Here is a 21595-nt window from a genome sequence, read left to right as displayed (position 1 = left end):
CGACGCACAACCTCTTGGACTGAAGAATAATCTATGCGACTTACTGCCCTGGTTCTGTTTCTGGTGTGGCTGCTGCCGCTGGCGGCCCACGCGTTCACGCCCTTCGTCGTGGAGGATATCCGCGTTGAAGGGCTGCAGCGCATCTCGGCCGGGACCGTGTTCAACTACCTGCCGGTCAAGACCGGCGAGACCTTCGATGAGGCGCGTTCGGAACAGGCCATCCGGGCCCTGTTCCGGACGGGCTTTTTCCAGGACGTGGAGCTCGAACGTGACGGCAGCGTGCTGGTGGCCACCCTGGTGGAGCGCCCGGCCATCTCCAGCATCGAGATCAGCGGCAACAAGGACATCGAGAGCGAACCGCTGCTGGACTCGCTCAAGCAGATCGGCTTTGCCGAGGGCAGGGTGTTCAACCGGTCGCTGCTGGAGAAGGTCGAGCAGGAGCTGCGGGTGCAGTACTTCGCCCGTGGCAAGTACGGTGTAAAGCTCACCACCACCGTCACGCCGCTGGAGCGCAACCGCGTGGGTATCACCATCGACGTCTCCGAGGGCAAGGCGGCGCGCATCAAGCAGATCAATATCGTCGGCAATGAGGTCTTTGACGACGAGACACTGCTGGATGAGTTCGAGTTGAGCACGCCGACACTGCTGTCCTTTTACACCGGCAAGGATCAGTATTCCAAGCGCAAGCTGGCCGGGGATCTGGAAACCCTGCGTTCCTTCTACCTCGATCGCGGCTACCTCAACTTCAATATCGACTCTACCCAGGTCACGATAACGCCCGACAAGCAGGATATCTACATCACCATCAATCTGCAGGAAGGCGAGCAATACCGGATCGAGGAGGTGAAGCTGTCCGGCGACTTCGTCGTCGATCCCGAGGAACTGTTCCCCCTGGTCGACGTCAATCCGGGCGAAATCTTCTCGCGCAAACGGGTGTCCGATTCGGTCGAACGCATCAGCGAGTATCTCGGCAATGAGGGCTACGCCTTTGCCAATGTCAACACCATCCCGGATGTCGACGAGGAGAACCGGGAAGTGCAGGTGACCTTCTTTGTCGATCCCGGCAAGCGGGTGTACGTGCGCCGCATCGACATGCGCGGCAACACCAAGACCCGTGACGAGGTGCTGCGCCGGGAGATGCGCCAGATGGAGCGCGGCTGGTTCTCGGCCTCGGCGGTGGAGCGTTCGCGCACCCGCCTGGACCGGCTGGGCTTCTTCGAGGAGGTCAATGTCGAAACACCGGCGGTGCCCGGAGCGCCCGACCAGGTGGATGTTAACTTCTCGGTCAAGGAACGCCCCTCGGGCAACCTGATCCTGGGCGTGGGCTACGCCCAGTCCTCCGGTCTGCTGCTCAATGCCAGCGTCAGTCAGAACAACTTCCTGGGTACGGGTAAGCGGCTGTCGGTGAATTTCAACAACAGCGACTTCGATACCCTCTACAGTTTCAACTATTCCAATCCCTACTACACCATCGACGGTATCAGCCGCGGCTTCGGTGCCTTCTACCGCGAGACCGACGCGGCCGAGGCCAACATCGCCGAATACAATGTCGATTCCTTCGGCGGCAATGTCAGTCACGGCATTCCCATCAGCGAGTTCAACCAGGTCCGGCTCAATGTCGAGTATGAGCACATCGAACTGGGCACGACGATTATCTCGCCCTTCATTGTTGAGGACTTCATCAATGCGGAGGGGGACTCCTTCAACACCCTGAAGCTGACCGGCAGCTGGTCCTACGATACCCGTAACCGGGCGATCTTCGCCGACCGCGGCACACTGCAGAGCGTCTCGGCAGAGGTGACCGTGCCGGGGCTGGACCTGCAGTTCTACAAGCTCAATCTGCGCCAGCAGGTGTTCCTGCCGCTCACCGAGCTGTTCACGCTCTCGCTCAATGCCGAGCTGGGCTATGGCGGTGGCTATGGCGATTTCGACGATCTGCCTTTCTTCGAGAACTTTTTCGCCGGCGGTGTGCGTACGGTACGCGGCTGGGAGGACAACACCCTGGGACCGCGTGATGCCCGCTTCAACGAACCCATCGGTGGCGCCTTCAAGACGGTGGGTAACGTGGAGCTGCTCTTCCCGCCGCCCTTCTTCGCCGATTCGAACTCCTTCCGGATGCTGGGCTTTTTCGATATCGGCAATGTTTTTGCCGACGTGGACGACTTCGATGCCGATGAATTGCGGTATTCTGTCGGTGTAGGGGCGACCTGGCTGTCCCCGCTGGGGGCGCTGACCTTCAGTCTGGCCCAGCCGCTGAACGACGAGTCCGAGGACGACGTGCAGGTGTTCCAGTTCACCGTGGGCACGAATTTCTGAGATATTGCCCCGGCAACCTGATGTGTCGGGTTCAGACAACGAAACTGAGGAGTGGTGTCTGTCATGATCAAGCTTATGCGCATATTCGCCCTGTCCCTGCTGGTGCTGCCGCTGTCGGTGCTGGCCGAGGTCAAGGTGGGTTTCGTCAACACCTCCAAGCTGATGGAGGAGGCCCCGCAGGCCCAGTCCGCCAGCAAGCAGATGGAGACCGAATTCGCCCCGCGGGAGAAGGAGTTGATCTCCCTGCAGCGCGAGATCAAGCAGATGGAAGACAAGCTGGCCCGCGATGGTGCGGTGATGAGTGAGTCCGAGCGCAACAAGGCCGAACGCGAGCTGCTCAACCAGAAGCGTGACCTGAAACGCTCCCAGGACGAGTTCCGCGAGGATCTGAACATCCGCCGCAATGAGCTGCTGTCCCAGCTGCAGAAGGAGCTCAACGACGCCATCGTGGCACTCGCCAAGGAAGAAGGCTACGACCTGGTGCTGTTCGAGGGTGTGGTCTTTGCCAGTGACCGCATCGATATCACCGACGCTGTGCTGGAACGGTTGCGGCGCCAGGGGAACTGACCCGGGGAGGCCGACGGGTTGGCCTGGACACTCGAGGCGCTGGCGCATGAGCTGGGTGTGCGGCTGGTCGGCGAGGGCGGCACCCGTATCGACGGGGTCTGCACCCTGCAGCACGGGCGCGAGGGCGGACTGAGCTTTCTGGCCAATCCGGCCTATCGCAGATACCTTCTGAATACCCGGGCCAGCGCCGTCATCGTCGGGAGCGACGACATCGACGACTGTCCGGTGCCGGCGCTGGTCAGTGACAATCCCTACGTCACCTATGCCAACGCCGCGACCCTGTTGAGCGCGCCCCCTGCGCCCGCAGTGGGTGTTCATCCCAGCGCGGTGGTCGCTGAGGATGCGGCAGTCGATACCTCCGCCAGCATCGGCCCACTCTGTGTTATCGAGGCGGGTGCCGTGATCGGCGAAGACTGCGTGCTCGGCCCCGGCTGTCTGGTCGGTCGCGGGGTGCGTCTTGGCGCCGGCAGCCGGCTGGTTGCCAATGTCACGCTGTGCCACGAGGTCAGGCTGGGGGAGCGCTGCATTCTGCATCCGGGCGTGGTGATCGGCAGCGACGGTTTCGGCATCGCCAATGACCGGGGCCGCTGGATCAAGGTGCCGCAGCTCGGCGGCGTGGAGATCGGCGACGACGTGGAAATCGGCGCCAACACCACGGTGGATCGTGGCGCGTTGGAGGATACCGTCATCGCCAGCGGCGCCAAGCTGGACAACCAGATCCAGGTGGCGCACAACGTCCATATCGGCGAACATACCGCCATTGCCGGCTGTGTGGGCATCTCCGGCAGTGCGCACATCGGCAGCCACTGCATGCTGGCCGGCGGTGTCGGTGTGGTGGGACACCTGGAAATAGCCGATCACACGGTGGTTACCGGCATGTCCATGGTCACCCGCAGCATTGGTGAGGCCGGTGTGTATTCCTCGGGTCTGGCGGCCATGCCGACTGACAAATGGAACCGGATCCAAGCCCGCCTGCGCCGCCTCGACGACATGGCCCGGCGGCTGCAGGCGCTCGAACAACAGCTGGCCGCGCTGCGGGACGGCCAATTCGATAAGAAACTACCGGACGACGAGAATGACTGACACTGTAATGGACATCAATGAAATCATGCGGGAGCTGCCGCATCGCTATCCCTTTCTGCTGATCGACCGGGTTATCGAATACGTCGCCGGCGAACACCTGGTGGGCTACAAGAACGTCAGTTTCAACGAGCCCTTCTTCAATGGGCACTTTCCGGAAAAACCCATCATGCCCGGTGTGCTCGTCATCGAGGCCCTGGCCCAGGCCACCGGTCTGCTGGCCTTCCGCAGTATGGGCCGGGAAGGGCGCCGGGATAATGTGCTCTATTATCTGGTGGGCGTGGACAAGGCTCGCTTCAAGCGCCCGGTGGAGCCGGGTGACCAGCTCATGCTGCACGTGCGGGTGAAAACCACCCGACGCGGCATCTGGATGTTCGAGGCCGAGGCGAGGGTGGACGGCAAGGTGGCCGCCAGCGCCGAACTCATGTGCACCGAGCGGGAAGCCGAGGCATGATTCCAGGATGATCCATCAACAGGCCCTGGTTGATCCCGGCGCGATGCTGGCGACCGGGGTGGAGGTCGGCCCCTTCAGCGTGATCGGGCCGGACGTGAGTATAGAGGCGGGAACCGTCATCGGTCCGCACGTGGTCATCAACGGCCCCACCCGCATCGGCCGCGACAACCGCATCTACCAGTTCGCCTCCATCGGCGAGTCGCCCCAGGACAAGAAATACGCCGGCGAACCCACTGAGCTGGTCATCGGCGACGGCAATACCATCCGCGAGGGGGTGACCATCAACCGCGGTACGGTCCAGGACCGTGGCTGCACCAGCGTGGGCGATGACAACTGGATCATGGCCTATGTGCACATCGCCCACGACTGCGACATCGGCAGCCATACCATCTTCGCCAACAACGCCTCGCTCGCCGGCCATGTCCGCGTCGGGGACCACGCCATTCTCGGCGGCTTCACCCTGGTTCACCAGTTCTGCACCATCGGTGCTCACGCCTTCACCGCCTTCGGCAGTGTCATCGGCAAGGACGTACCGCCCTTCGTGATGGTCTCCGGACATCCGGCGCATGTGCACGGCCTCAACAGCGAGGGCCTGAAACGGCGCGGTTTTGCCGCCGACAGCCTGCGCGCGCTCAAGCAGGCCTACCGGACGCTGTACCGCAGCGGTCTGCCCCTGGAGCAGGCGTTGTCGCGGTTGCAGACGGAGCAGGGGGGGGATGCACAGGTGCAGCACCTGATCGGCTTTCTGCAGCAACAGACCCGCGGCATCGTGCGCTGATGCCATGTCGGCTATGACAACCAGTTCCGATGTCCCGGCGCCAAAGCCGCCGCTGCGCATCGCCATGGTGGCCGGCGAGGCCTCCGGCGACCAGCTCGGTGCCGGCCTGATCCATGCCCTGCGCGAACAGCTCTCCGGTACGCGGGAACTGGTGGTGGAGGGTATCGGCGGTCCGGAGATGCAGGCCGCCGGCTGCCGCAGTCTGTATCCCATGGAGGCCCTGTCAGTGATGGGGCTGGTGGAGGTGTTGCGTCATCTGCCGGGGCTGCTGCGGCTGCGTCGCCGGCTGGGCCGGCAGTTTCTGGCCGAACAACCCGACGTGTTTGTCGGCATTGACGCCCCGGATTTCAATCTCGGGCTGGCGTATCGGCTTCGCCGCAGCGGCATACGCACGGTACACTACGTCAGCCCTTCGGTGTGGGCCTGGCGCGGCTACCGCGTCAGGAACATTGCCCGCAGCGTGGACCGTATGCTGACCCTGTTTCCCTTCGAGGCCGAGTTCTATCGCCGCCATTCCGTGCCGGTAAGCTTCGTAGGGCATCCCCTGGCCGAGCGTATCCCCATGCTGCCCGACCCGGTCGCGGCGCGTCAGCTGCTGGGCCTGCCCGAGCGCGGTCCGCTGGTGGCTGTGTTGCCGGGCAGCAGGCTGGGCGAGGTCCAGCGCCTGGCTCAACCCTTCATTGAGACCATGCAGTGGTGCCTGGAGCGCGACCGCAGCCTGCGCTTCATCGTGCCCTGCGCCAGCCCGAAGACCCGGGAGTTGTTCGAGTCCATCCTGGCCCGCTCCGGTGCGAACCTGCCGCTGACTCTGCTCGACGGCCAGGCCCGTCCCGCCATGACCGCCGCGGATGCCGTGCTGCTGGCCTCGGGTACGGCCGCGCTGGAGGCGATGCTGCTCAAGCGCCCCATGGTGGTCGCCTATCGGCTCGCACCGGTCACGTACCGGCTGCTGCAGCGACTGGTCAGGGTTCCGTATTACAGCCTGCCCAATCTGCTGGCCGGCGAGCCGCTGGTGCCCGAATACATCCAGGACCAGGCCACGCCGGTCAATCTGGGGCAGGCGCTGATGAACGAACTGCACAATCCGTCCCGGCGCAGCCAGCTGATGCAGCGCTTTCGCATCATGCACGGCGAACTGCAGCACAATGCCGACCAGGCCGCCGCCGCGGCGGTGTTGGAGGTGGCTGGTGGCTGATGCCGGATCCGGACAGGGCGAGCTGGATTTCGCCTGCCTCGCCGACCGCGTGGCCGGCGTGGATGAGGCCGGGCGCGGTCCCCTGGCCGGGCCGGTGGTGGCCGCCGCTGTCATTCTCGACCCGGACCGACCACTGGCGGGACTGGCCGACTCCAAGACCCTGACGGAGAAGCGCCGCAGCACACTGGCCGGACAGATCCGGGAACAGGCGCTGGCCTGGGCCCTGGGCCGGGCCGAGGTCGAGGAAATCGACCGCATCAACATCCTGCAGGCCAGCCTGCTGGCCATGCAGCGAGCCGTCGCTGCCCTGGCCGTCGCGCCCGAACTGGCGCTGATCGATGGCAACCGCTGTCCCGAACTGCCCTGCGCGTCGCAGGCCGTTATCAAGGGCGACAGCCGGGTCGAGGCCATCAGCGCGGCCTCCATCCTGGCCAAGGTGGCGCGCGATGCGGAGATGATCGCCCTGGATGCGCTGTATCCCGGCTACGGTCTGGCCAGTCACAAGGGCTACGGCAGCAAGGCCCACCTGGCTGCGCTGGAGACCCTGGGCGTGACGCCCATTCACCGGCGTTCCTATGCGCCGGTGCGGCGCCTGATTGAACAGGGCCGAGGGCCGGGGGGCTAGGGACGAGGAGAAAGTCTCGTAGCCCGCAGGCAGGAATAATGGCCGTATGGTCCGTTTCCGGCAACTGCCTGTAGGTGCTGGAAACGCTGCGCTTATTCCGGCCTACAATGTGCATAATTGCTTTTCCTCGGCCCTCGCCCCTAGCACCTCGGCCCTGTCCCAACAAGCCTTGCATCGCCCGCCGCGGTGCCGGAAACTTCCCCTCATGCCAGTCTCCTTCGTCCATCTGCGTCTGCACACCGAATACTCCCTGGTCGACGGTATTGTGCGCATCAAGCCGCTGGTCAAGGCGGCGCGCGCGGCGGGCATGCCGGCGGTGGCCGTCACCGACCAGTGCAACCTGTTCGCCATGGTCAAGTTCTACAAGGCGGCCATCGCGGCGGGGATCAAGCCGATCATCGGCGTGGACCTGTGGCTGGAGAATCCGAACGATCCCAACCAGCCGTACCGGCTGACCCTGCTGTGCCAGAACAACCAGGGCTACCTGAACCTTTCCGAGCTGGTATCGCGGACCTACACCGAGGGTCAGCACGGCGGCGTGCCGGTGCTCAAACGCGACTGGCTGGAGGGCCTGACCGAAGGCCTGATTGCTCTGTCCGGCGGGCGCGAGGGCGATGTCGGCCAGGCACTGCTGGCCGGACATGCCGATACGGCTGCGGCCGCGCTGGCTGACTGGCAGCGGCTGTTCCCTGATCGCTTCTATCTGGAGTTGCAGCGCACCGGCCGCGAGCATGAGGAGGACTATCTGCACGCCGCCGTGGCGCTGGCCACCGACCAGGGCGTACCGGTGGTGGCCACCAATGACGTGCGCTTCATCCAGGCCGACGGCTTCGAGGCCCATGAGGCCCGTGTGTGCATCCATGACGGCCGCACCCTGGACGATCCGCGCCGGCCGCGGCTGTACAGCGATCAGCAGTATCTGAAATCCCCGGAGGAGATGGCCGAGCTGTTCGCCGACATCCCCGAGGCGCTGGATAACACGGTCGAGATCGCCAGGCGCTGCAACCTGGAACTGACCCTGGGCGAGAACTTCCTGCCCGAATTCCCCGTCCCGGAAGGGATGACCATGGAGGCGTTCTTCAACCAGCAGGCGCACGCGGGTCTGGAGCAGCGCCTGGACAAGCTGTTCGACCGCAACAGCCCGGAATTTGCCGAACAGCGCAGGCCCTATGACGAACGTCTGCAGATCGAGCTGGACGTCATCAACCAGATGGGCTTTCCCGGCTACTTCCTCATCGTGGCCGACTTCATCCAGTGGGCCAAGGCCAACGGCGTGCCGGTCGGGCCCGGGCGTGGCTCCGGCGCCGGCTCGCTGGTCGCCTACGCCCTGACCATCACCGATCTGGATCCCATCGCCTACGACCTGCTGTTCGAGCGCTTTCTCAATCCCGAGCGCGTGTCCATGCCCGACTTCGATGTCGACTTCTGCATGGAGGGGCGCGACCGCGTCATCGATTATGTCGCTCGCCGCTATGGCCGCGAGAAGGTCTCCCAGATCATCACCTACGGCTCCATGGCGGCCAAGGCGGTGGTGCGCGATGTGGGCCGGGTACTCGGGCACCCCTACGGTTTCGTCGACCGCATCGCCAAGCTGATCCCGTTCGAGATCGGCATGACCCTGGACAGGGCGCTGGAGCAGGAGGAGGAGCTCAAGCGCCTGGTCGACGAGGACGAGGAGGTGCGCGGTATCATCGAGCTGGCGCAGTCGCTGGAGGGCCTGGCGCGCAACGCCGGCAAGCACGCCGGCGGGGTGGTGATCTCGCCGACCAAGCTCACCGACTTCACCCCGCTGTACTGCGAACACGGCTCGGAGAGCATCGTCAGCCAGTTCGACAAGGACGATGTCGAGGCCGTCGGGCTGGTCAAGTTCGACTTTCTGGGCCTGCGTACGCTCACCATCATCGACTGGGCCCTGCGCAGCGTGAACGCCATCCGCCGCGAGGCCGGCGAGCCCGACGTGGACATCGAGACCATCCCGCTGGACGACCCCGACAGCTTCAGGCTGCTCAAGGCCTGCAAGACCACCGCTGTGTTCCAGCTCGAGTCCAGCGGCATGAAGGACCTGATCCGGCGCCTGCAGCCGGACAGCTTCGAGGACATCATCGCCCTGGTCGCCCTGTTCCGGCCCGGACCGCTGCAGTCCGGCATGGTGGACGATTTCATCGCCCGCAAGCACGGCCGCCAGCGGGTCGAGTATCCGCACCCGAAGCTCGAACCCATCCTGGCACCCACCTACGGCGTGATCCTGTACCAGGAGCAGGTTATGCAGATCGCCCAGGTGCTGGCCGGCTACACGCTGGGCGGCGCCGACCTGCTGCGCCGCGCCATGGGCAAGAAGAAGCCCGAGGAGATGGCCAAGCAGCGCGTCATCTTCACCGAGGGCGCGACCGTCAACGGTGTGGACGAGAAAACGGCCACCTACATCTTCGACCTGATGGAGAAGTTCGCCGGTTACGGTTTCAACAAGTCGCACTCGGCCGCCTATGCGCTGGTCTCCTACCAGACCACCTGGCTCAAGGCGCATTACCCGGCCGCCTTCATGGCCGCGGTACTGTCGGCGGACATGGACAACACCGACAAGGTGGTCACACTGATCGACGAGTGCCGGGACATGAAGCTCGGTGTCATCCCGCCCAACGTCAATCGTTCCATGTACCGCTTCACCGCCGAGGGCGTGGAGACGGTCATCTACGGTCTGGGGGCCATCAAGGGCGTGGGGCAGGGCGCGATCGAGGCCATGCTGGCCGAACGTGAGGCCAATGGGCCCTTTGCGGACCTGTTCGATTTCTGTCGCCGGGTGGATCTGCGCAAGCTCAACCGCCGGGTGCTGGAAGCCCTGATCCGGGCCGGGGCGCTGGACGAGATCGGTTCCAACCGCGCCACCCTCATGGCCCGGCTGCCCATGGCACTGAAGCTGGCCGAGCAGCATGTGCGTGATGCCGACCTGGGCCAGAACGACCTGTTCGGCGAGGCCGGACCGGCGCCGGTGGACAAGCCGCTGGACCTGATCGAGCTGCCCGAATGGACCGAGGACGAACGCCTGACCGGGGAGAAGGAGACCCTGGGACTGTATCTCAGCGGCCACCCCATCTGCCGCTACGAGGCCGAGCTGGCGCACATTACCAGCGGCCGCATCGCCGAGGTCGTGCCCGATGCCGTTCCCGCCGAGGGCGGCAGCGGCCGTGGCCAGGAGCGTACCGTCACCCTGGCCGGCCTGGTGATCGCCCTGCGGGTGCGCAACACCCGGCGCGGGCGCATGGCCTTCGCCACGCTGGATGACCGCAGCGCGCGCATCGAGATGCGGGTCTTCTCCGAGACCTTCGAGGCCCACCGCAATCTGCTGGCCAGGGACCGGGTGCTGGTGATCAGGGGATCGCTGGCGCTGGATGACTATTCCGGCGGCTACCAGCTCACCGCCGACGAGATCTATGACATCAGTCAGGCCCGCGCCGCCTTCGCCCGCCGGCTGGTGATCGATGTCGACGCGGCGCGGGCTGGCAACGGCTTCATGCAGCACCTGGCCGAGACCCTGCAGCCCTACCGCGAGGGCCGCTGCCCGGTCTGGCTCAACTATCACAACGACCAGGCCCGGGCCCAGATCATGCTGGGCAACGAGTGGCGGGTGCAGCCCGCCGACGAGCTGCTGCACCGCCTCGGCGAGCTGGCCGGCGGTGAGGGGCGGGTGCAGGTCGAGTACAACACCCATTAGAAACAAAGACCATCAACGCAAAGACGCAGAGAGTAGGTTGGGTCAGCCGCAGCGTAACCCGACACCCGACCCGCGACCCCTGTCGGGTTACGCCCTGACGGGCTAACCCGACCTACTCTACACGATTGAAAACTTTGCGTTCTTTGCGCCTCTGCGCCTTTGCGTTGAATACCCGTAGTGGTTGCCAGCCATAGCCGCACCCGAGTATCCTTGCGCCCCATGGACCTCAACTTTCTTGATTTTGAACAACCCATCGCAGAACTCGAGGCGAAAATCGAGGAACTGCGCTACGTGGGCGACGATGCCGAGATCAACATCAGCGAGGAGATCCGGCGCCTGGAAGAGAAAAGCCGTTCGCTGACCCAGTCCATCTTCGCCAAGCTCAATGCCTGGCAGATCGCCCAGCTGGCCCGTCATCCCCAGCGGCCCTACCTGCTGGATTACATCGCCCGCATCTTCACCGATTTCGAGGAGTTGCACGGCGACCGTGCCTTCGCCGATGATCCCGCCATCGTCGGCGGCGTGGCACGGTTGGAGGGCGAGCCGGTCATGCTCATCGGCCAGCAGAAGGGCCGCGACACCCGCGAGAAGCTGCACCGCAATTTCGGCATGCCGCGCCCGGAAGGCTATCGCAAGGCGCTGCGGCTGATGCAGACCGCCGAGCGCTTCAAGCTGCCGGTGCTGACCTTCATCGACACCCCCGGCGCCTATCCCGGCATCGGCGCGGAGGAACGTGGTCAGAGCGAAGCCATCGCCCGCAACCTGCAGGCCATGGCCGAGTTGAAGACGCCCGTCATCTGCACCGTGATCGGCGAGGGCGGCTCCGGCGGGGCGCTCGCCATCGGTGTCGGCGACCGCCTGCTGATGCTGGAGTACAGCACCTATTCGGTGATCTCGCCCGAGGGCTGTGCCTCCATCCTGTGGAAGAGCGCGGAGAAGGCCGCCGAGGCCGCCGAGGCCCTGGGTATCACTTCGCGGCGGCTGCTGGAACTGGGGCTGATCGATGCCGTCATCGAGGAGCCGCTGGGCGGCGCTCACCGGGATCCGGAACACATGGCCGAGCAGCTCAGGGACAGGCTGCTCAGCGAGCTGACGGATCTGCGCAGCCAGCCCCTCGACACCCTGCTGGAGACCCGCTACCGCCGGTTACTGGAGTTCGGCGAGTACAACGAAAAGGCCTGACTTTCCTGAGCACCTCAACGCTCCCCCCGGTCGCCCGCCAGATCAAGGAATGGATCCCCCAGGCGCACGCCTGCTGGGTGGCGCTGAGCGGCGGTCTGGATTCCGTCGTGCTGCTGCACCGGCTGGTTACCCAGCGCGAAACGCTCGGCCTGCCGCTGGGCGCGGTGCATGTGGATCACCAGCTGCATCCGGAGTCGGCGCAGTGGAGCGAGCGCTGCCGGGCGCTGTGCCGGCAGCTGGACATCCCCTTCGAACTGCACCGGGTGCAGGCGAGGCACTGCCCCGGAGAGAGCCCCGAGGCCGCGGCGCGCGAGGCCCGCTACCAGGCCCTGCGTGACTGGCTGCGGCCGGATCACTGCCTGCTTACCGCCCATCATGAGGACGACCAGGCCGAGACCCTGCTGCTGCAGCTGCTGCGCGGCAGCGGGCCCAAGGGCCTGGCCGGGATGCCGGCGGTGAGCGTGTTCGGTCGGGGCTGGCTGGGCCGGCCGCTGCTGGGGGTGTCGCGCGAGCAGCTGCTGGCCTGGGCCCGCGACCATGCCCTGGACTGGGTCGAGGATCCGGGCAATGTCGACCGGCGCTACGACCGCAACTTCCTGCGCCACGACATCCTGCCCCGGCTGGAGGCGCGCTGGCCGGGCGTGAAACACGCACTGGCCCGGGCGGCCCGGCATCAGGCCGATGCCGCCAGCCTGCAGGACGCCCTGGCGGTCAGCGACCTGATGCAGGTGGGCGGGCGCGGCCCCGCCACCCTGTCGGTAACGGCCCTGCTGCACTACACCCCGCCGCGCCGGCGTAATCTGCTGCGCTACTGGCTGAACAGTCTGGGGTTGCCCACGCCCAGCGAGGCGGTACTGGAACAGATCGATCAGGCCGCGCTGGGTGCCCGGGTCGATGCCATGCCCCGGGTGCACTGGCCGGGGGCCGAGGTGCGCCGTTACCGGGACGATCTTTATGCCATGCGGCCGCTGCTGCGCCCGCCTGCCGGTCTCCGGGACTGGGACGGCGGGAGCTGTGAACTGGAACCGGCCGATGGCCGGCTGGAGGTCACGCCGACATCGGGACAGGGGCTGCGCCGGGATGCGCTCGCCGGTCGCCGGCTGCAGCTTGGTTTCCGCACCGGTGGCGAGACCCTGGTGCCGGCCGGGCGCGGGCATCACCACAGCCTCAAGCAGCTGTTCCAGGAACGCGGCATTCCGCCCTGGGAGCGCGACCGCGTGCCGCTGGTGTACTGCGACGGGGAGCTTGTGGCCGTGGCCGGGCTGTGGCTCGTCGAGGGCTGGCAGGCGCGCGGCGAGGAGCCCGGTCTTGCACTGAAATGGAGTCGTTTGTGACACGGCTCGCGTTGTACGGGTGGGGGGGTTCTGGTATCGTTGACTCCCGTCCGTAGCGCAACCCGCTTCGCCCACAGCGGCCAGCCCGCCGGCTGCTGAATCTCGCATCTCGACAACTGTTTGGATCGCATGACCCGATACATCTTCATAACCGGTGGTGTGGTTTCCTCGTTGGGGAAAGGCATCGCCGCGGCCTCGCTCGGCGCCATCCTGGAAGCACGTGGCCTCAAGGTCACTCTGATGAAGCTGGACCCCTACATCAACGTGGATCCGGGGACCATGAGCCCGTTCCAGCACGGCGAGGTCTTCGTCACCGCCGACGGCGCCGAGACCGACCTGGATTTGGGACACTACGAGCGCTTCGTGCGCACCACCATGTCCAAGCGCAACAACTTCACCACCGGCCAGATCTACGAGAACGTCATCCGCAAGGAGCGGCGCGGCGACTACCTGGGCGGCACGGTGCAGGTGATTCCGCACATCACCGACGAGATCAAGCGTTCCATCGTCGAGGGCGCGGGTGATGCCGATGTGGCCATGGTCGAGATCGGCGGCACTGTGGGCGACATCGAGTCGCTGCCCTTCCTGGAGGCCATCCGTCAGATGGGGGTGGAACTGGGCCGCGAGCGCGCCATCTTCATGCACCTGACCCTGGTGCCTTACATTTCCGCCTCCGGCGAGATCAAGACCAAGCCGACCCAGCACTCGGTCAAGGAACTGCGCTCCATCGGCATCCAGCCCGACGTGCTGCTGTGCCGCGCCGACCGGCCGCTGCCGGAGGACGAGCGGCGCAAGATCGCGCTGTTCACCAACGTCGAGGAGCGGGCGGTGATTTCGGCCCCCGACGTGGACAACATCTACAAGATCCCGCGCGTGCTGCACGGCCAGCATCTGGACGACATCGTGGTCGACAAGATGCGGCTGGAACTGCCGGCGGCCGACCTGGGCCAGTGGGACCAGGTCATCGAGGCCATGGAGCATCCCGACGGCGAGGTCACCGTGGCCATGGTGGGCAAGTACGTCAACCTGACCGAATCCTACAAATCGCTGTCCGAGTCCCTGATCCACGCCGGTGCCCACACCCGCACCCGGGTGAACATCACCTATGTGGATTCCGAGGTGATCGAGCAGGAAGGCACGGCCTGCCTGGACAAGGTCGATGCCGTGCTGGTGCCGGGCGGCTTCGGCGAACGCGGCGTGGAAGGCAAGATCGCCGCCGTGCGCCATGCCCGCGAGCAGGGCATTCCCTATCTGGGCATCTGCCTGGGCATGCAGGTCGCGGTGATCGAATACGCCCGTCACCTGGCCGGGCTGGCGGACGCGCACAGCACCGAGTTTCGCCCGGACACCCCCTATCCGGTCATCGCGCTCATCACCGAGTGGAAGACCGAGGAGGGCACCATAGAACGCCGTGACGAGCATTCCGACCTGGGCGGCACCATGCGCTTGGGCGCACAGAAATGTCGGCTCAGGGAAGGCTCGCTGGCGCACCGGCTCTATGGGCAGGACGTGATCGAGGAACGCCACCGGCACCGTTACGAGTTCAACAACAACTACCGCGACAGCCTGCAGCAGGCGGGGCTGGTGCTGTCCGGCACCTCGCTGGACGATGAGCTGGTCGAGGTGGTCGAGATCGCCGATCATCCCTGGTTCCTGGCCTGCCAGTTCCACCCGGAGTTCACCTCCACCCCGCGCGACGGTCACCCGCTGTTCTCCGGCTTCATCCAGGCCGCGCGCGAACACGCCGGGACCGCGGCCAGCGACGAGGTCACGGCCACGGCCGGCGCCTGATCCCCTTTTCCCCTGGAAGACACCATGACGAACATGCAACTGTGCGGTTTCGAGGTCGGGCTGGACCGGCCTTTTTTCCTGATTGCCGGTCCCTGCGTGATCGAGGGCGAGCAGCTGGCGCTGGACACGGCCGGCGAGCTCAAGGCCATCACCGACCGGCTCGGCATCCCCTTCATCTACAAGTCCTCCTTCGACAAGGCCAACCGCTCCTCGACCAAAAGCTTCCGCGGCCCGGGCCTGGAGGAGGGCCTGCGCATCCTGCAGCAGGTGAAGGACGAACTCGGCGTGCCGGTGCTGACCGACGTGCACGAGGACACGCCGCTGGATGAGGTCGCCAGCGTGGTCGATGTGCTGCAGACCCCGGCCTTCCTCTGCCGCCAGACCAACTTCATCCAGAACGTCGCCCGCCAGGGCCGGCCGGTGAACATCAAGAAGGGCCAGTTCCTGGCGCCCTGGGATATGCAGAACGTGGTCGACAAGGCACGCGAGGTCGGCAATGAGCAGATCATGGTGTGCGAGCGGGGTGTTTCCTTCGGCTACAACACCCTGATCTCGGACATGCGCGGCCTGGCCATCATGCGCGCCACCGGCGCACCGGTGGTGTTCGACGCCACCCACTCGGTGCAGCAGCCCGGCGGGCAGGGCACCAGCTCCGGCGGCCAGCGCGAATTCGTCCCGGTGCTGGCCCGCGCCGCCGTCGCCGCCGGCGTGTCCGGCCTGTTCATGGAGACCCATCCCAATCCCGCCGAGGCCCTGAGCGACGGGCCCAACGCCTGGCCGCTGGGCAGCATGGAAAACCTGCTGGCCACCCTGAAGGTCATCGACGCGGCGGTGAAGGAACGGGGGTTTGCCGAGGCGGATCTGATATAAAGCTCAAACCGCGAAGGCGAAGAAGGCGCGCGAAGGAAATGAGAACAGCCAGTCATTGCGAGTCGCGTCAGCTTGTAGGTCGGGTTAGCGCAGCGTAACCCGACATTACCGCGGCACGTTGGGTTACGGCGCTGCGCGCCTAACCCAACCTGCGCCCTTCGCTCATATCCCTTCGCGGCCTTCTTCGCCTTTGCGGTTTGAAGCTTTCAGGTCGGCTCCCCAGCCGCCACGACAAACCCTCCCGATTGCGCTAGAATTGGCGCCATTCACGCCGAGCAATCGACTTTAAGTATTAATCGTAACTAGAAGAAATCTGGAGAAAAGATGTCTCAGATTAATAATATCCGCGCGCGCGAGATTCTGGATTCGCGCGGCAATCCGACCGTCGAGGCCGACGTCCTGCTCGAGAGCGGTGCCGTGGGCCGCGCCTCCGTGCCCTCCGGCGCCTCCACCGGCAGCCGCGAGGCGGTGGAACTGCGTGACGGCGACAAGCACCGCTACAACGGCAAGGGCGTGCTGCAGGCGGTGGAGAACGTCAACACCGAGATCCGCGACGCGCTGATCGGCATGGACGCGAAGGCGCAGCAGGCGCTGGATCAGACGCTGATTGAACTGGACGGCAGCGAGAACAAGTCCCGCCTGGGTGCCAACGCCATCCTGGCGGTGTCGCTGGCCAATGCCCAGGCCACGGCACGCGAGGCCGACGTGCCCCTGTACCGGCTGCTGGGCGGCAAGGGTCCTTTCACCCTGCCGGTGCCGATGATGAATATCCTCAATGGCGGGGCGCATGCCAGCAACAGCGTGGACATGCAGGAGTTCATGATCCTGCCCGTCGGCGCGGCCACCTTCCGCGAGGCGGTGCGTTACGGCGCCGAGGTTTTTCATGCGCTGAAGGCCGTGCTGGCCGGACGCGGGCTTGCCACCACCGTGGGCGACGAGGGCGGCTTCGCTCCCGACCTGCCCTCCAACGAGGCCGCCATCGAAGTGATCCTGGAGGCGATCGAGAAGGCCGGCTTCAGCGCCGGCGAGGAGATCTTCCTCGGCCTGGACGCGGCCAGCAGCGAGTTTTATAAAGACGGCAAATACGTACTGGAGTCCGAGGGCAGGAGCTTCAGTTCGGCCGAGTTCGTCGAGTATCTGGCCGCCTGGTGCGACAAGTACCCGATCATCAGCATCGAGGACGGCATGGCCGAGGACGACTGGGACGGCTGGAAGGCTCTGACCGAAAAACTGGGCGAGAAGATCCAGCTGGTCGGCGACGACCTGTTCGTCACCAACCCGAAGATCCTGCAGGAAGGCATCGACAAGGGCGTGGGCAACTCCATCCTGATCAAGGTCAACCAGATCGGCACTCTGACCGAGACCCTGGAGGCGATCAAGCTGGCCGCCGGCGCCGGCTACAGCTCGGTGGTCTCGCACCGTTCCGGCGAGACCGAGGATGTCAGCATCGCCGATATCGCCGTGGGCACCGCCGCCAGCCAGATCAAGACCGGCTCGCTATCGCGCTCCGACCGGGTGGCGAAGTACAACCGGTTGATGCGTATCGAGGACCAGCTCCAGACCCAGGCCAGCTATGCCGGACGCGACGCCTTCAAGCAGTTCGGCTAGCACGGTCCCGCGCCCATGCGCTGGCTGCTGCTGATACTGGCCCTGATCTTCCTCGGCCTGCAGTACAAGCTGTGGGTGGGGGAGGGCAGTCTGGCCGAGGTCTGGCACCTCAGGGGCGCGGTGGAGCAGCAGCGCAAGGAGAACGAAAACCTGCGTGAACGCAACCGCGCCCTGGACGCCGAGGTCCGTGACCTCAAGCAGGGTCTGGATGCAGTCGAGGAACGCGCCCGCAGCGAACTGGGCATGATCCGCGACGGCGAGACCTTCTATCAGGTCATCGAGCCCGACAAGAACAACGCCAGTGATGATTGACATTCCCCTCTCCCCCACGGGGAGAGGGCCAGGGTGAGGGGGCAGAAAGAGATTGCGCCGGAAGCTTCGTCCATGAGCCATCCCCCGAAGTACTGGGCCGTCGTGCCTGCAGCCGGCATCGGTCGCCGCATGGGCGCCGAGGTGCCCAAGCAGTACCTGCCGCTGGGGCGTCAGAGCGTGCTCGAATACACCCTCGATGCCCTCTATGGCGAGCCGCGCATCCAGGCTGTCTGTGTCGTCCACGGTGCCGATGATCCTTACTGGAGCAGTCTGCAGTACACCGCTCCGCGTCCGCTCATCGAGGCCCCTGGTGGTGCCGAGCGCAGCGACTCGGTACTGAACGGCATTCTCAACCTGCTCACGCAGGCAGACCCCGACGACTGGGTGCTGGTCCACGACGCCGCCCGGCCCTGCCTGCGCCGGGAGGATCTTGCCAAGCTCATCGATACCCTCAGCGATGACGACGTCGGCGGGCTGCTCGCCGTGCCAACGCGCGATACCATGAAGGAGGTCGACGAGCAGGGCCGGGTGGTGGCTACCCTGGATCGCAGTGTCATCTGGCATGCGCTGACCCCGCAGATGTTCCGCCTCAGGGCCCTGCACGATGCGCTGGCGAAGGCCAGGGACGCGGGCCGTGCCGTCACCGACGAGGCTTCCGCCATCGAGGCCGCGGGTCTCAGGCCGAAGCTGGTCGAGGGCCACGCCGACAACCTCAAGATCACCCGGCCCGAAGATCTGGCCCTGGCCGGCTTCTACCTGCAGCAACAGGAGCGCCTATGAGAATCGGACAGGGCTTCGACGCCCATGCCTTCAGGGACGGCGGCCGGCTGGTGCTGGGCGGCGTCGAGATCCCTCACGACCGGGGTCTGGAAGCCCATTCCGACGGCGACGTGGCCCTGCACGCCCTGTGCGACGCCCTGTTGGGTGCGGCCGCCCTGGGCGATATCGGCAAACACTTCCCCGACAGCGATCCGCAGTACAAGGGTGTCGACAGCCGGCGGCTGCTGCGCGGCGTGATGGAAAAGATCACGGACAAGGGCTACCGCGTCATCAACGCCGACCTGACCCTCATCGCCCAGGCCCCGAAACTCGCCCCCCACATCGACGCCATGCGCGACAACATCGCCGCCGATCTGAACGTCGACCCCGACTGCATCAACGTCAAGGCCACCACCACCGAGAAGATGGGCTTCACCGGCCGCGGCGAGGGCATCGCCGCCCTGGCCGCGGTGCTGCTCAAATCGTCCGCTTGACACCTGGCTGGAATGGTATATTTTTTATACCATGTTCTCATTCGAGTTCGATGAACAGAAAAGCCGGGCCAATCTGAACAAGCACGGAATCGACTTTGAGCAGGCTCAGGAGCTCTGGAGCGATCCCGATCTCATCGAAATCCCGGCGAAAACCTCTGATGAGCCACGATTCCTGGCGATCGGTCGAATTGCGGGCAAGCACTGGTCGGCGGTGGTGAACCATCGGAGCGAAAACATCCGCATCATTTCTGTTCGTCGTTCCCGCGCTGAAGAGGTGGCTCTGTATGAAGGCTAAAAAATTCGATAGCGAATTCGACAGCGGCAAGGACGTGACCGCACACCTGGATCTGTCCCGGGCCCGGCGTCCCCAGCAGAAACTGAAACGCGTCAATGTGGATTTTCCCGACTGGATGATCGACTCCCTGGACCGGGAAGCCAGTCGACTCGGGGTGACCCGCCAGTCCATCATCAAGGTCTGGCTCGCCGAGCGCCTGGAACAGATTGCATCGAACAAGTGAATCCATCCGCCCCGGTGACGCGGCAGTATCCGCTACGGCAGAATATCCGCACGTAGGTCGGGTTAGCCCGAAGGGCGTAACCCGACGGGGCGTTTGAATACATGGCTGTATCCATATTGAATATGAACCGGGCAGTAATGATTCTGCTGGCGTTGGCCCTGGCCGGCTGCGCCGCCAGCCCGCCGAAACAGCAGCACGACCTGTGCGCGGTGTTCGACCAGCACCCCGACTGGTACGACTATGCCCAGGCATCGGAAGACAAGTGGGGCGTGCCGGCGCATATCCTGATGGCTTTCGTGCGGCATGAGTCCAGCTACCGGCACGATGCCAAGCCGCCGTTCGAATGGTTCCTGTTCATTCCGCTGGGCCGGGCCTCCTCGGCCGAAGGCTATGCCCAGATCCAGGATCCGGCCTGGAAGGACTATCGCAAGGAAACCGGCGGCCTGTTCAAGAGCCGCTCGGACATGGAGGACGCGCTGGACTTCGTCGGCTGGTACAACCACAAGAGCAGCAGACTGCTCGGCATCTCCAAGTGGGACCCGAAGAATCTCTACCTTGCCTATCACGAGGGTCACGGCGGCTATCGGCGCGGCACCTGGCGCGGCAAGCGCTGGCTGTTGCGGGTCGCCGAGCGCGTGGATCACACGGCCCGGCAATACGGCGCGCAGCTGCGCCGCTGCGAGGAGCGGTTCCAGTGCCGGCGCTGGTACCAGGTCGGTCCCCTGTGCCGGTAATCAGAGCTCCTCGACCACGAAATCGGTCACGCTGAACCTGGCCCATTCGTTGTAGCGGATGGCGCGCCAGGTGTTCTGCCAGTCGAAGCGGTTGCGGTCGAACTTCACCACGAAGTAATTCCCGGCTTCGATCCGCACATAGACCACCCCGTCCTGTTCGCGCAGGAAATCGGCGATGGCCATGATCTGCTGGCTGCCTGCCGCGCCCTCGGCGTAGAAGCTGCCCAGGCGGTATTCCGGTGCTGCGGGCTCACGGGTGAACAGGCCGGAGAGGGCCTCCGGGTGGGTGCGCAGGTAGATGCTGCTGGAGACGACGACGAAGAGGGTGGCGCTGAAGATCAGTGCCCAGACCGGTCTGGTGATCATGTCGGACTCCGATGACTGTCCGGCGTCGGCCTCATGCCCCGGTGCCGGTAGAGTGCGGCCTCATCCCCTGATGCGCGGTCGAAACACGACCCCAGTATATGAGTCCGTTCTCCCACTGAGTGTGATCGGCATCACAAAACCGGCGGCGCACGGTGGCCGAGATAGCGCGCGAGCCGCGCGGCGTCGTGGAAGGCGTGGCCGTCGCGGTCGTTGTTGAAATAGGCATAGATGTCGGTGCCGCTGCGCTGCGCTTGTCCGAGTCGCCGGGCCTGCGCCGTAAGATACTGATGACTGTAGGCTTCGCCATAATCGACACCGTGATAGCGCAGATACAGCCAGCTGCTGGTGACGACGAAGGGATGATCCTCGATGAGGTCGTGAATGCATAATCCGATCCCGGCATCCCGCAGGCGCGAGAACACGCGCTCGTCCAGCCAGTCGGGGTGGCGGAACTCCAGGGTCCAGCGATAGCCCGCCGGCAGGCAGGCAATGAAGCCGTCCAGCCGTTGCAGGTTGAGCCGCCAGTGTGGCGGCAGCTGGACCAGCAGGGGTCCGAGGGTTTCCGCCAGCAGGCGGGCGCGTTCGAGGAAGTGCTGCACCGGTTGATGCGGGTCCTTGAGGTATTTGACATGGGTGAGATAGCGACTGAGCTTCAGGGCATAGACGAAGCCCGCCGGCGCGGCCGCGCGCCAGCGGCGAAAGGTGTCCGCCTCCGGCAGCCGGTAGAAGGTGTTGTTGATCTCGACCGTGTCGAACTGTCGGCTGTAGTATTCGAACCAGGCCCGCTGCGGCAGCTTCTCCGGATACACCGGGCCGCGCCAGTGCCGGTACTGGTAGCCGGAGGTGCCGATATGAATCCGTCCCGTCATGTTGGCCCTGATCCCATCGCCGGAATTACCCGGA

General features: G+C 65.1%; 21 protein-coding genes. 19 read left to right on the top strand and 2 right to left on the bottom strand.

Annotated features, from left to right (window positions below):
- Nucleotides 1–33 precede the first annotated feature (33 nt).
- The 19 genes from bamA to D6C00_RS14815 all read left to right on the top strand — a co-directional run bounded on the left by bamA (nt 34) and on the right by D6C00_RS14815 (nt 20326).
- Nucleotides 34–2316 carry an outer membrane protein assembly factor BamA gene (gene bamA, locus D6C00_RS14905; RefSeq protein WP_125182610.1) on the top strand — a complete coding sequence of 761 codons (2283 nt, stop codon included), beginning with the start codon at nt 34–36 and terminating at the stop codon, nt 2314–2316.
- Nucleotides 2317–2379: 63 nt separating this feature from the next.
- Nucleotides 2380–2883 carry an OmpH family outer membrane protein gene (locus tag D6C00_RS14900; protein WP_125182609.1) on the top strand — a complete coding sequence of 168 codons (504 nt, stop codon included), beginning with the start codon at nt 2380–2382 and terminating at the stop codon, nt 2881–2883.
- 18 nt (nt 2884–2901) lie between these two features.
- Nucleotides 2902–3966: a UDP-3-O-(3-hydroxymyristoyl)glucosamine N-acyltransferase gene (gene lpxD, locus D6C00_RS14895; protein ID WP_125182608.1), complete on the top strand. Its 1065-nt coding sequence runs from the start codon at nt 2902–2904 to the stop codon at nt 3964–3966.
- Nucleotides 3959–4417, top strand: a complete 459-nt coding sequence (fabZ, locus tag D6C00_RS14890) for a 3-hydroxyacyl-ACP dehydratase FabZ (protein ID WP_177433231.1) — start codon at nt 3959–3961, stop codon at nt 4415–4417. Before lpxD ends, fabZ begins: the two co-directional genes overlap by 8 nt.
- A gap of 7 nt (nt 4418–4424) precedes the next feature.
- Nucleotides 4425–5195 (top strand): acyl-ACP--UDP-N-acetylglucosamine O-acyltransferase, encoded by a 771-nt coding sequence (gene lpxA, locus D6C00_RS14885; protein ID WP_125182607.1) that lies wholly within the window; start codon nt 4425–4427, stop codon nt 5193–5195.
- 13 nt (nt 5196–5208) lie between these two features.
- Nucleotides 5209–6390: a lipid-A-disaccharide synthase gene (lpxB, locus tag D6C00_RS14880; protein ID WP_125182606.1), complete on the top strand. Its 1182-nt coding sequence runs from the start codon at nt 5209–5211 to the stop codon at nt 6388–6390.
- A complete protein-coding gene (rnhB, locus tag D6C00_RS14875) occupies nt 6383–7015 on the top strand; it encodes a ribonuclease HII (protein WP_317623023.1) in 633 nt (210 codons plus the stop codon). Before lpxB ends, rnhB begins: the two co-directional genes overlap by 8 nt.
- Nucleotides 7016–7220: 205 nt before the next feature.
- The gene (gene dnaE, locus D6C00_RS14870) at nt 7221–10724 is read left to right on the top strand and encodes a DNA polymerase III subunit alpha (RefSeq protein WP_125182604.1); all 3504 of its coding nucleotides are present in this window, start codon (nt 7221–7223) and stop codon (nt 10722–10724) included.
- 219 nt (nt 10725–10943) lie between these two features.
- Nucleotides 10944–11906, top strand: a complete 963-nt coding sequence (locus tag D6C00_RS14865) for an acetyl-CoA carboxylase carboxyltransferase subunit alpha (RefSeq protein WP_125182603.1) — start codon at nt 10944–10946, stop codon at nt 11904–11906.
- Between the two features lie 77 nt (nt 11907–11983).
- Nucleotides 11984–13240 (top strand): tRNA lysidine(34) synthetase TilS, encoded by a 1257-nt coding sequence (gene tilS, locus D6C00_RS14860; RefSeq protein WP_241546951.1) that lies wholly within the window; start codon nt 11984–11986, stop codon nt 13238–13240.
- A gap of 129 nt (nt 13241–13369) precedes the next feature.
- Complete coding sequence (locus D6C00_RS14855) at nt 13370–15031, top strand: CTP synthase (RefSeq protein WP_125182602.1); 1662 nt, start codon at nt 13370–13372, stop codon at nt 15029–15031.
- A 33-nt stretch (nt 15032–15064) separates the two neighbouring features.
- Nucleotides 15065–15901 (top strand): 3-deoxy-8-phosphooctulonate synthase, encoded by an 837-nt coding sequence (gene kdsA / locus D6C00_RS14850; protein WP_125182687.1) that lies wholly within the window; start codon nt 15065–15067, stop codon nt 15899–15901.
- A 324-nt stretch (nt 15902–16225) separates the two neighbouring features.
- Nucleotides 16226–17509, top strand: a complete 1284-nt coding sequence (gene eno / locus D6C00_RS14845; protein WP_125182601.1) for a phosphopyruvate hydratase — start codon at nt 16226–16228, stop codon at nt 17507–17509.
- A 15-nt stretch (nt 17510–17524) separates the two neighbouring features.
- A complete protein-coding gene (gene ftsB, locus D6C00_RS14840; RefSeq protein WP_125182600.1) occupies nt 17525–17821 on the top strand; it encodes a cell division protein FtsB in 297 nt (98 codons plus the stop codon).
- A gap of 72 nt (nt 17822–17893) precedes the next feature.
- Nucleotides 17894–18601, top strand: a complete 708-nt coding sequence (gene ispD / locus D6C00_RS14835) for a 2-C-methyl-D-erythritol 4-phosphate cytidylyltransferase (RefSeq protein WP_125182599.1) — start codon at nt 17894–17896, stop codon at nt 18599–18601.
- Nucleotides 18598–19074: a 2-C-methyl-D-erythritol 2,4-cyclodiphosphate synthase gene (ispF, locus tag D6C00_RS14830; RefSeq protein WP_125182598.1), complete on the top strand. Its 477-nt coding sequence runs from the start codon at nt 18598–18600 to the stop codon at nt 19072–19074. Before ispD ends, ispF begins: the two co-directional genes overlap by 4 nt.
- Nucleotides 19075–19105: 31 nt before the next feature.
- A complete protein-coding gene (locus D6C00_RS14825) occupies nt 19106–19369 on the top strand; it encodes a BrnT family toxin (RefSeq protein ID WP_125182597.1) in 264 nt (87 codons plus the stop codon).
- Entirely contained in the window at nt 19359–19592 is a 234-nt protein-coding gene (gene brnA, locus D6C00_RS14820) for a type II toxin-antitoxin system BrnA family antitoxin (RefSeq protein WP_125182596.1), read from the top strand. Before D6C00_RS14825 ends, brnA begins: the two co-directional genes overlap by 11 nt.
- A gap of 122 nt (nt 19593–19714) precedes the next feature.
- Nucleotides 19715–20326: a transglycosylase SLT domain-containing protein gene (locus tag D6C00_RS14815; protein ID WP_170165465.1), complete on the top strand. Its 612-nt coding sequence runs from the start codon at nt 19715–19717 to the stop codon at nt 20324–20326.
- Here D6C00_RS14815 and D6C00_RS14810 read toward each other — a convergent pair whose 3' ends face one another.
- Nucleotides 20327–20692, bottom strand: coding sequence for a hypothetical protein (locus D6C00_RS14810; protein WP_125182594.1), 366 nt, complete (start codon nt 20690–20692; stop codon nt 20327–20329).
- 131 nt (nt 20693–20823) lie between these two features.
- Nucleotides 20824–21561: a DUF72 domain-containing protein gene (locus D6C00_RS14805; RefSeq protein ID WP_125182593.1), complete on the bottom strand. Its 738-nt coding sequence runs from the start codon at nt 21559–21561 to the stop codon at nt 20824–20826.
- Nucleotides 21562–21595 lie beyond the last annotated feature (34 nt).

This window comes from Thiohalobacter thiocyanaticus (genome assembly GCF_003932505.1).
Classification (GTDB): Bacteria; Pseudomonadota; Gammaproteobacteria; order Thiohalobacterales; family Thiohalobacteraceae; genus Thiohalobacter; species Thiohalobacter thiocyanaticus.
The sequence above is the reverse complement of the archived record's forward strand: the minus strand, read 5'-3'. Positions and strand labels throughout refer to the sequence as shown.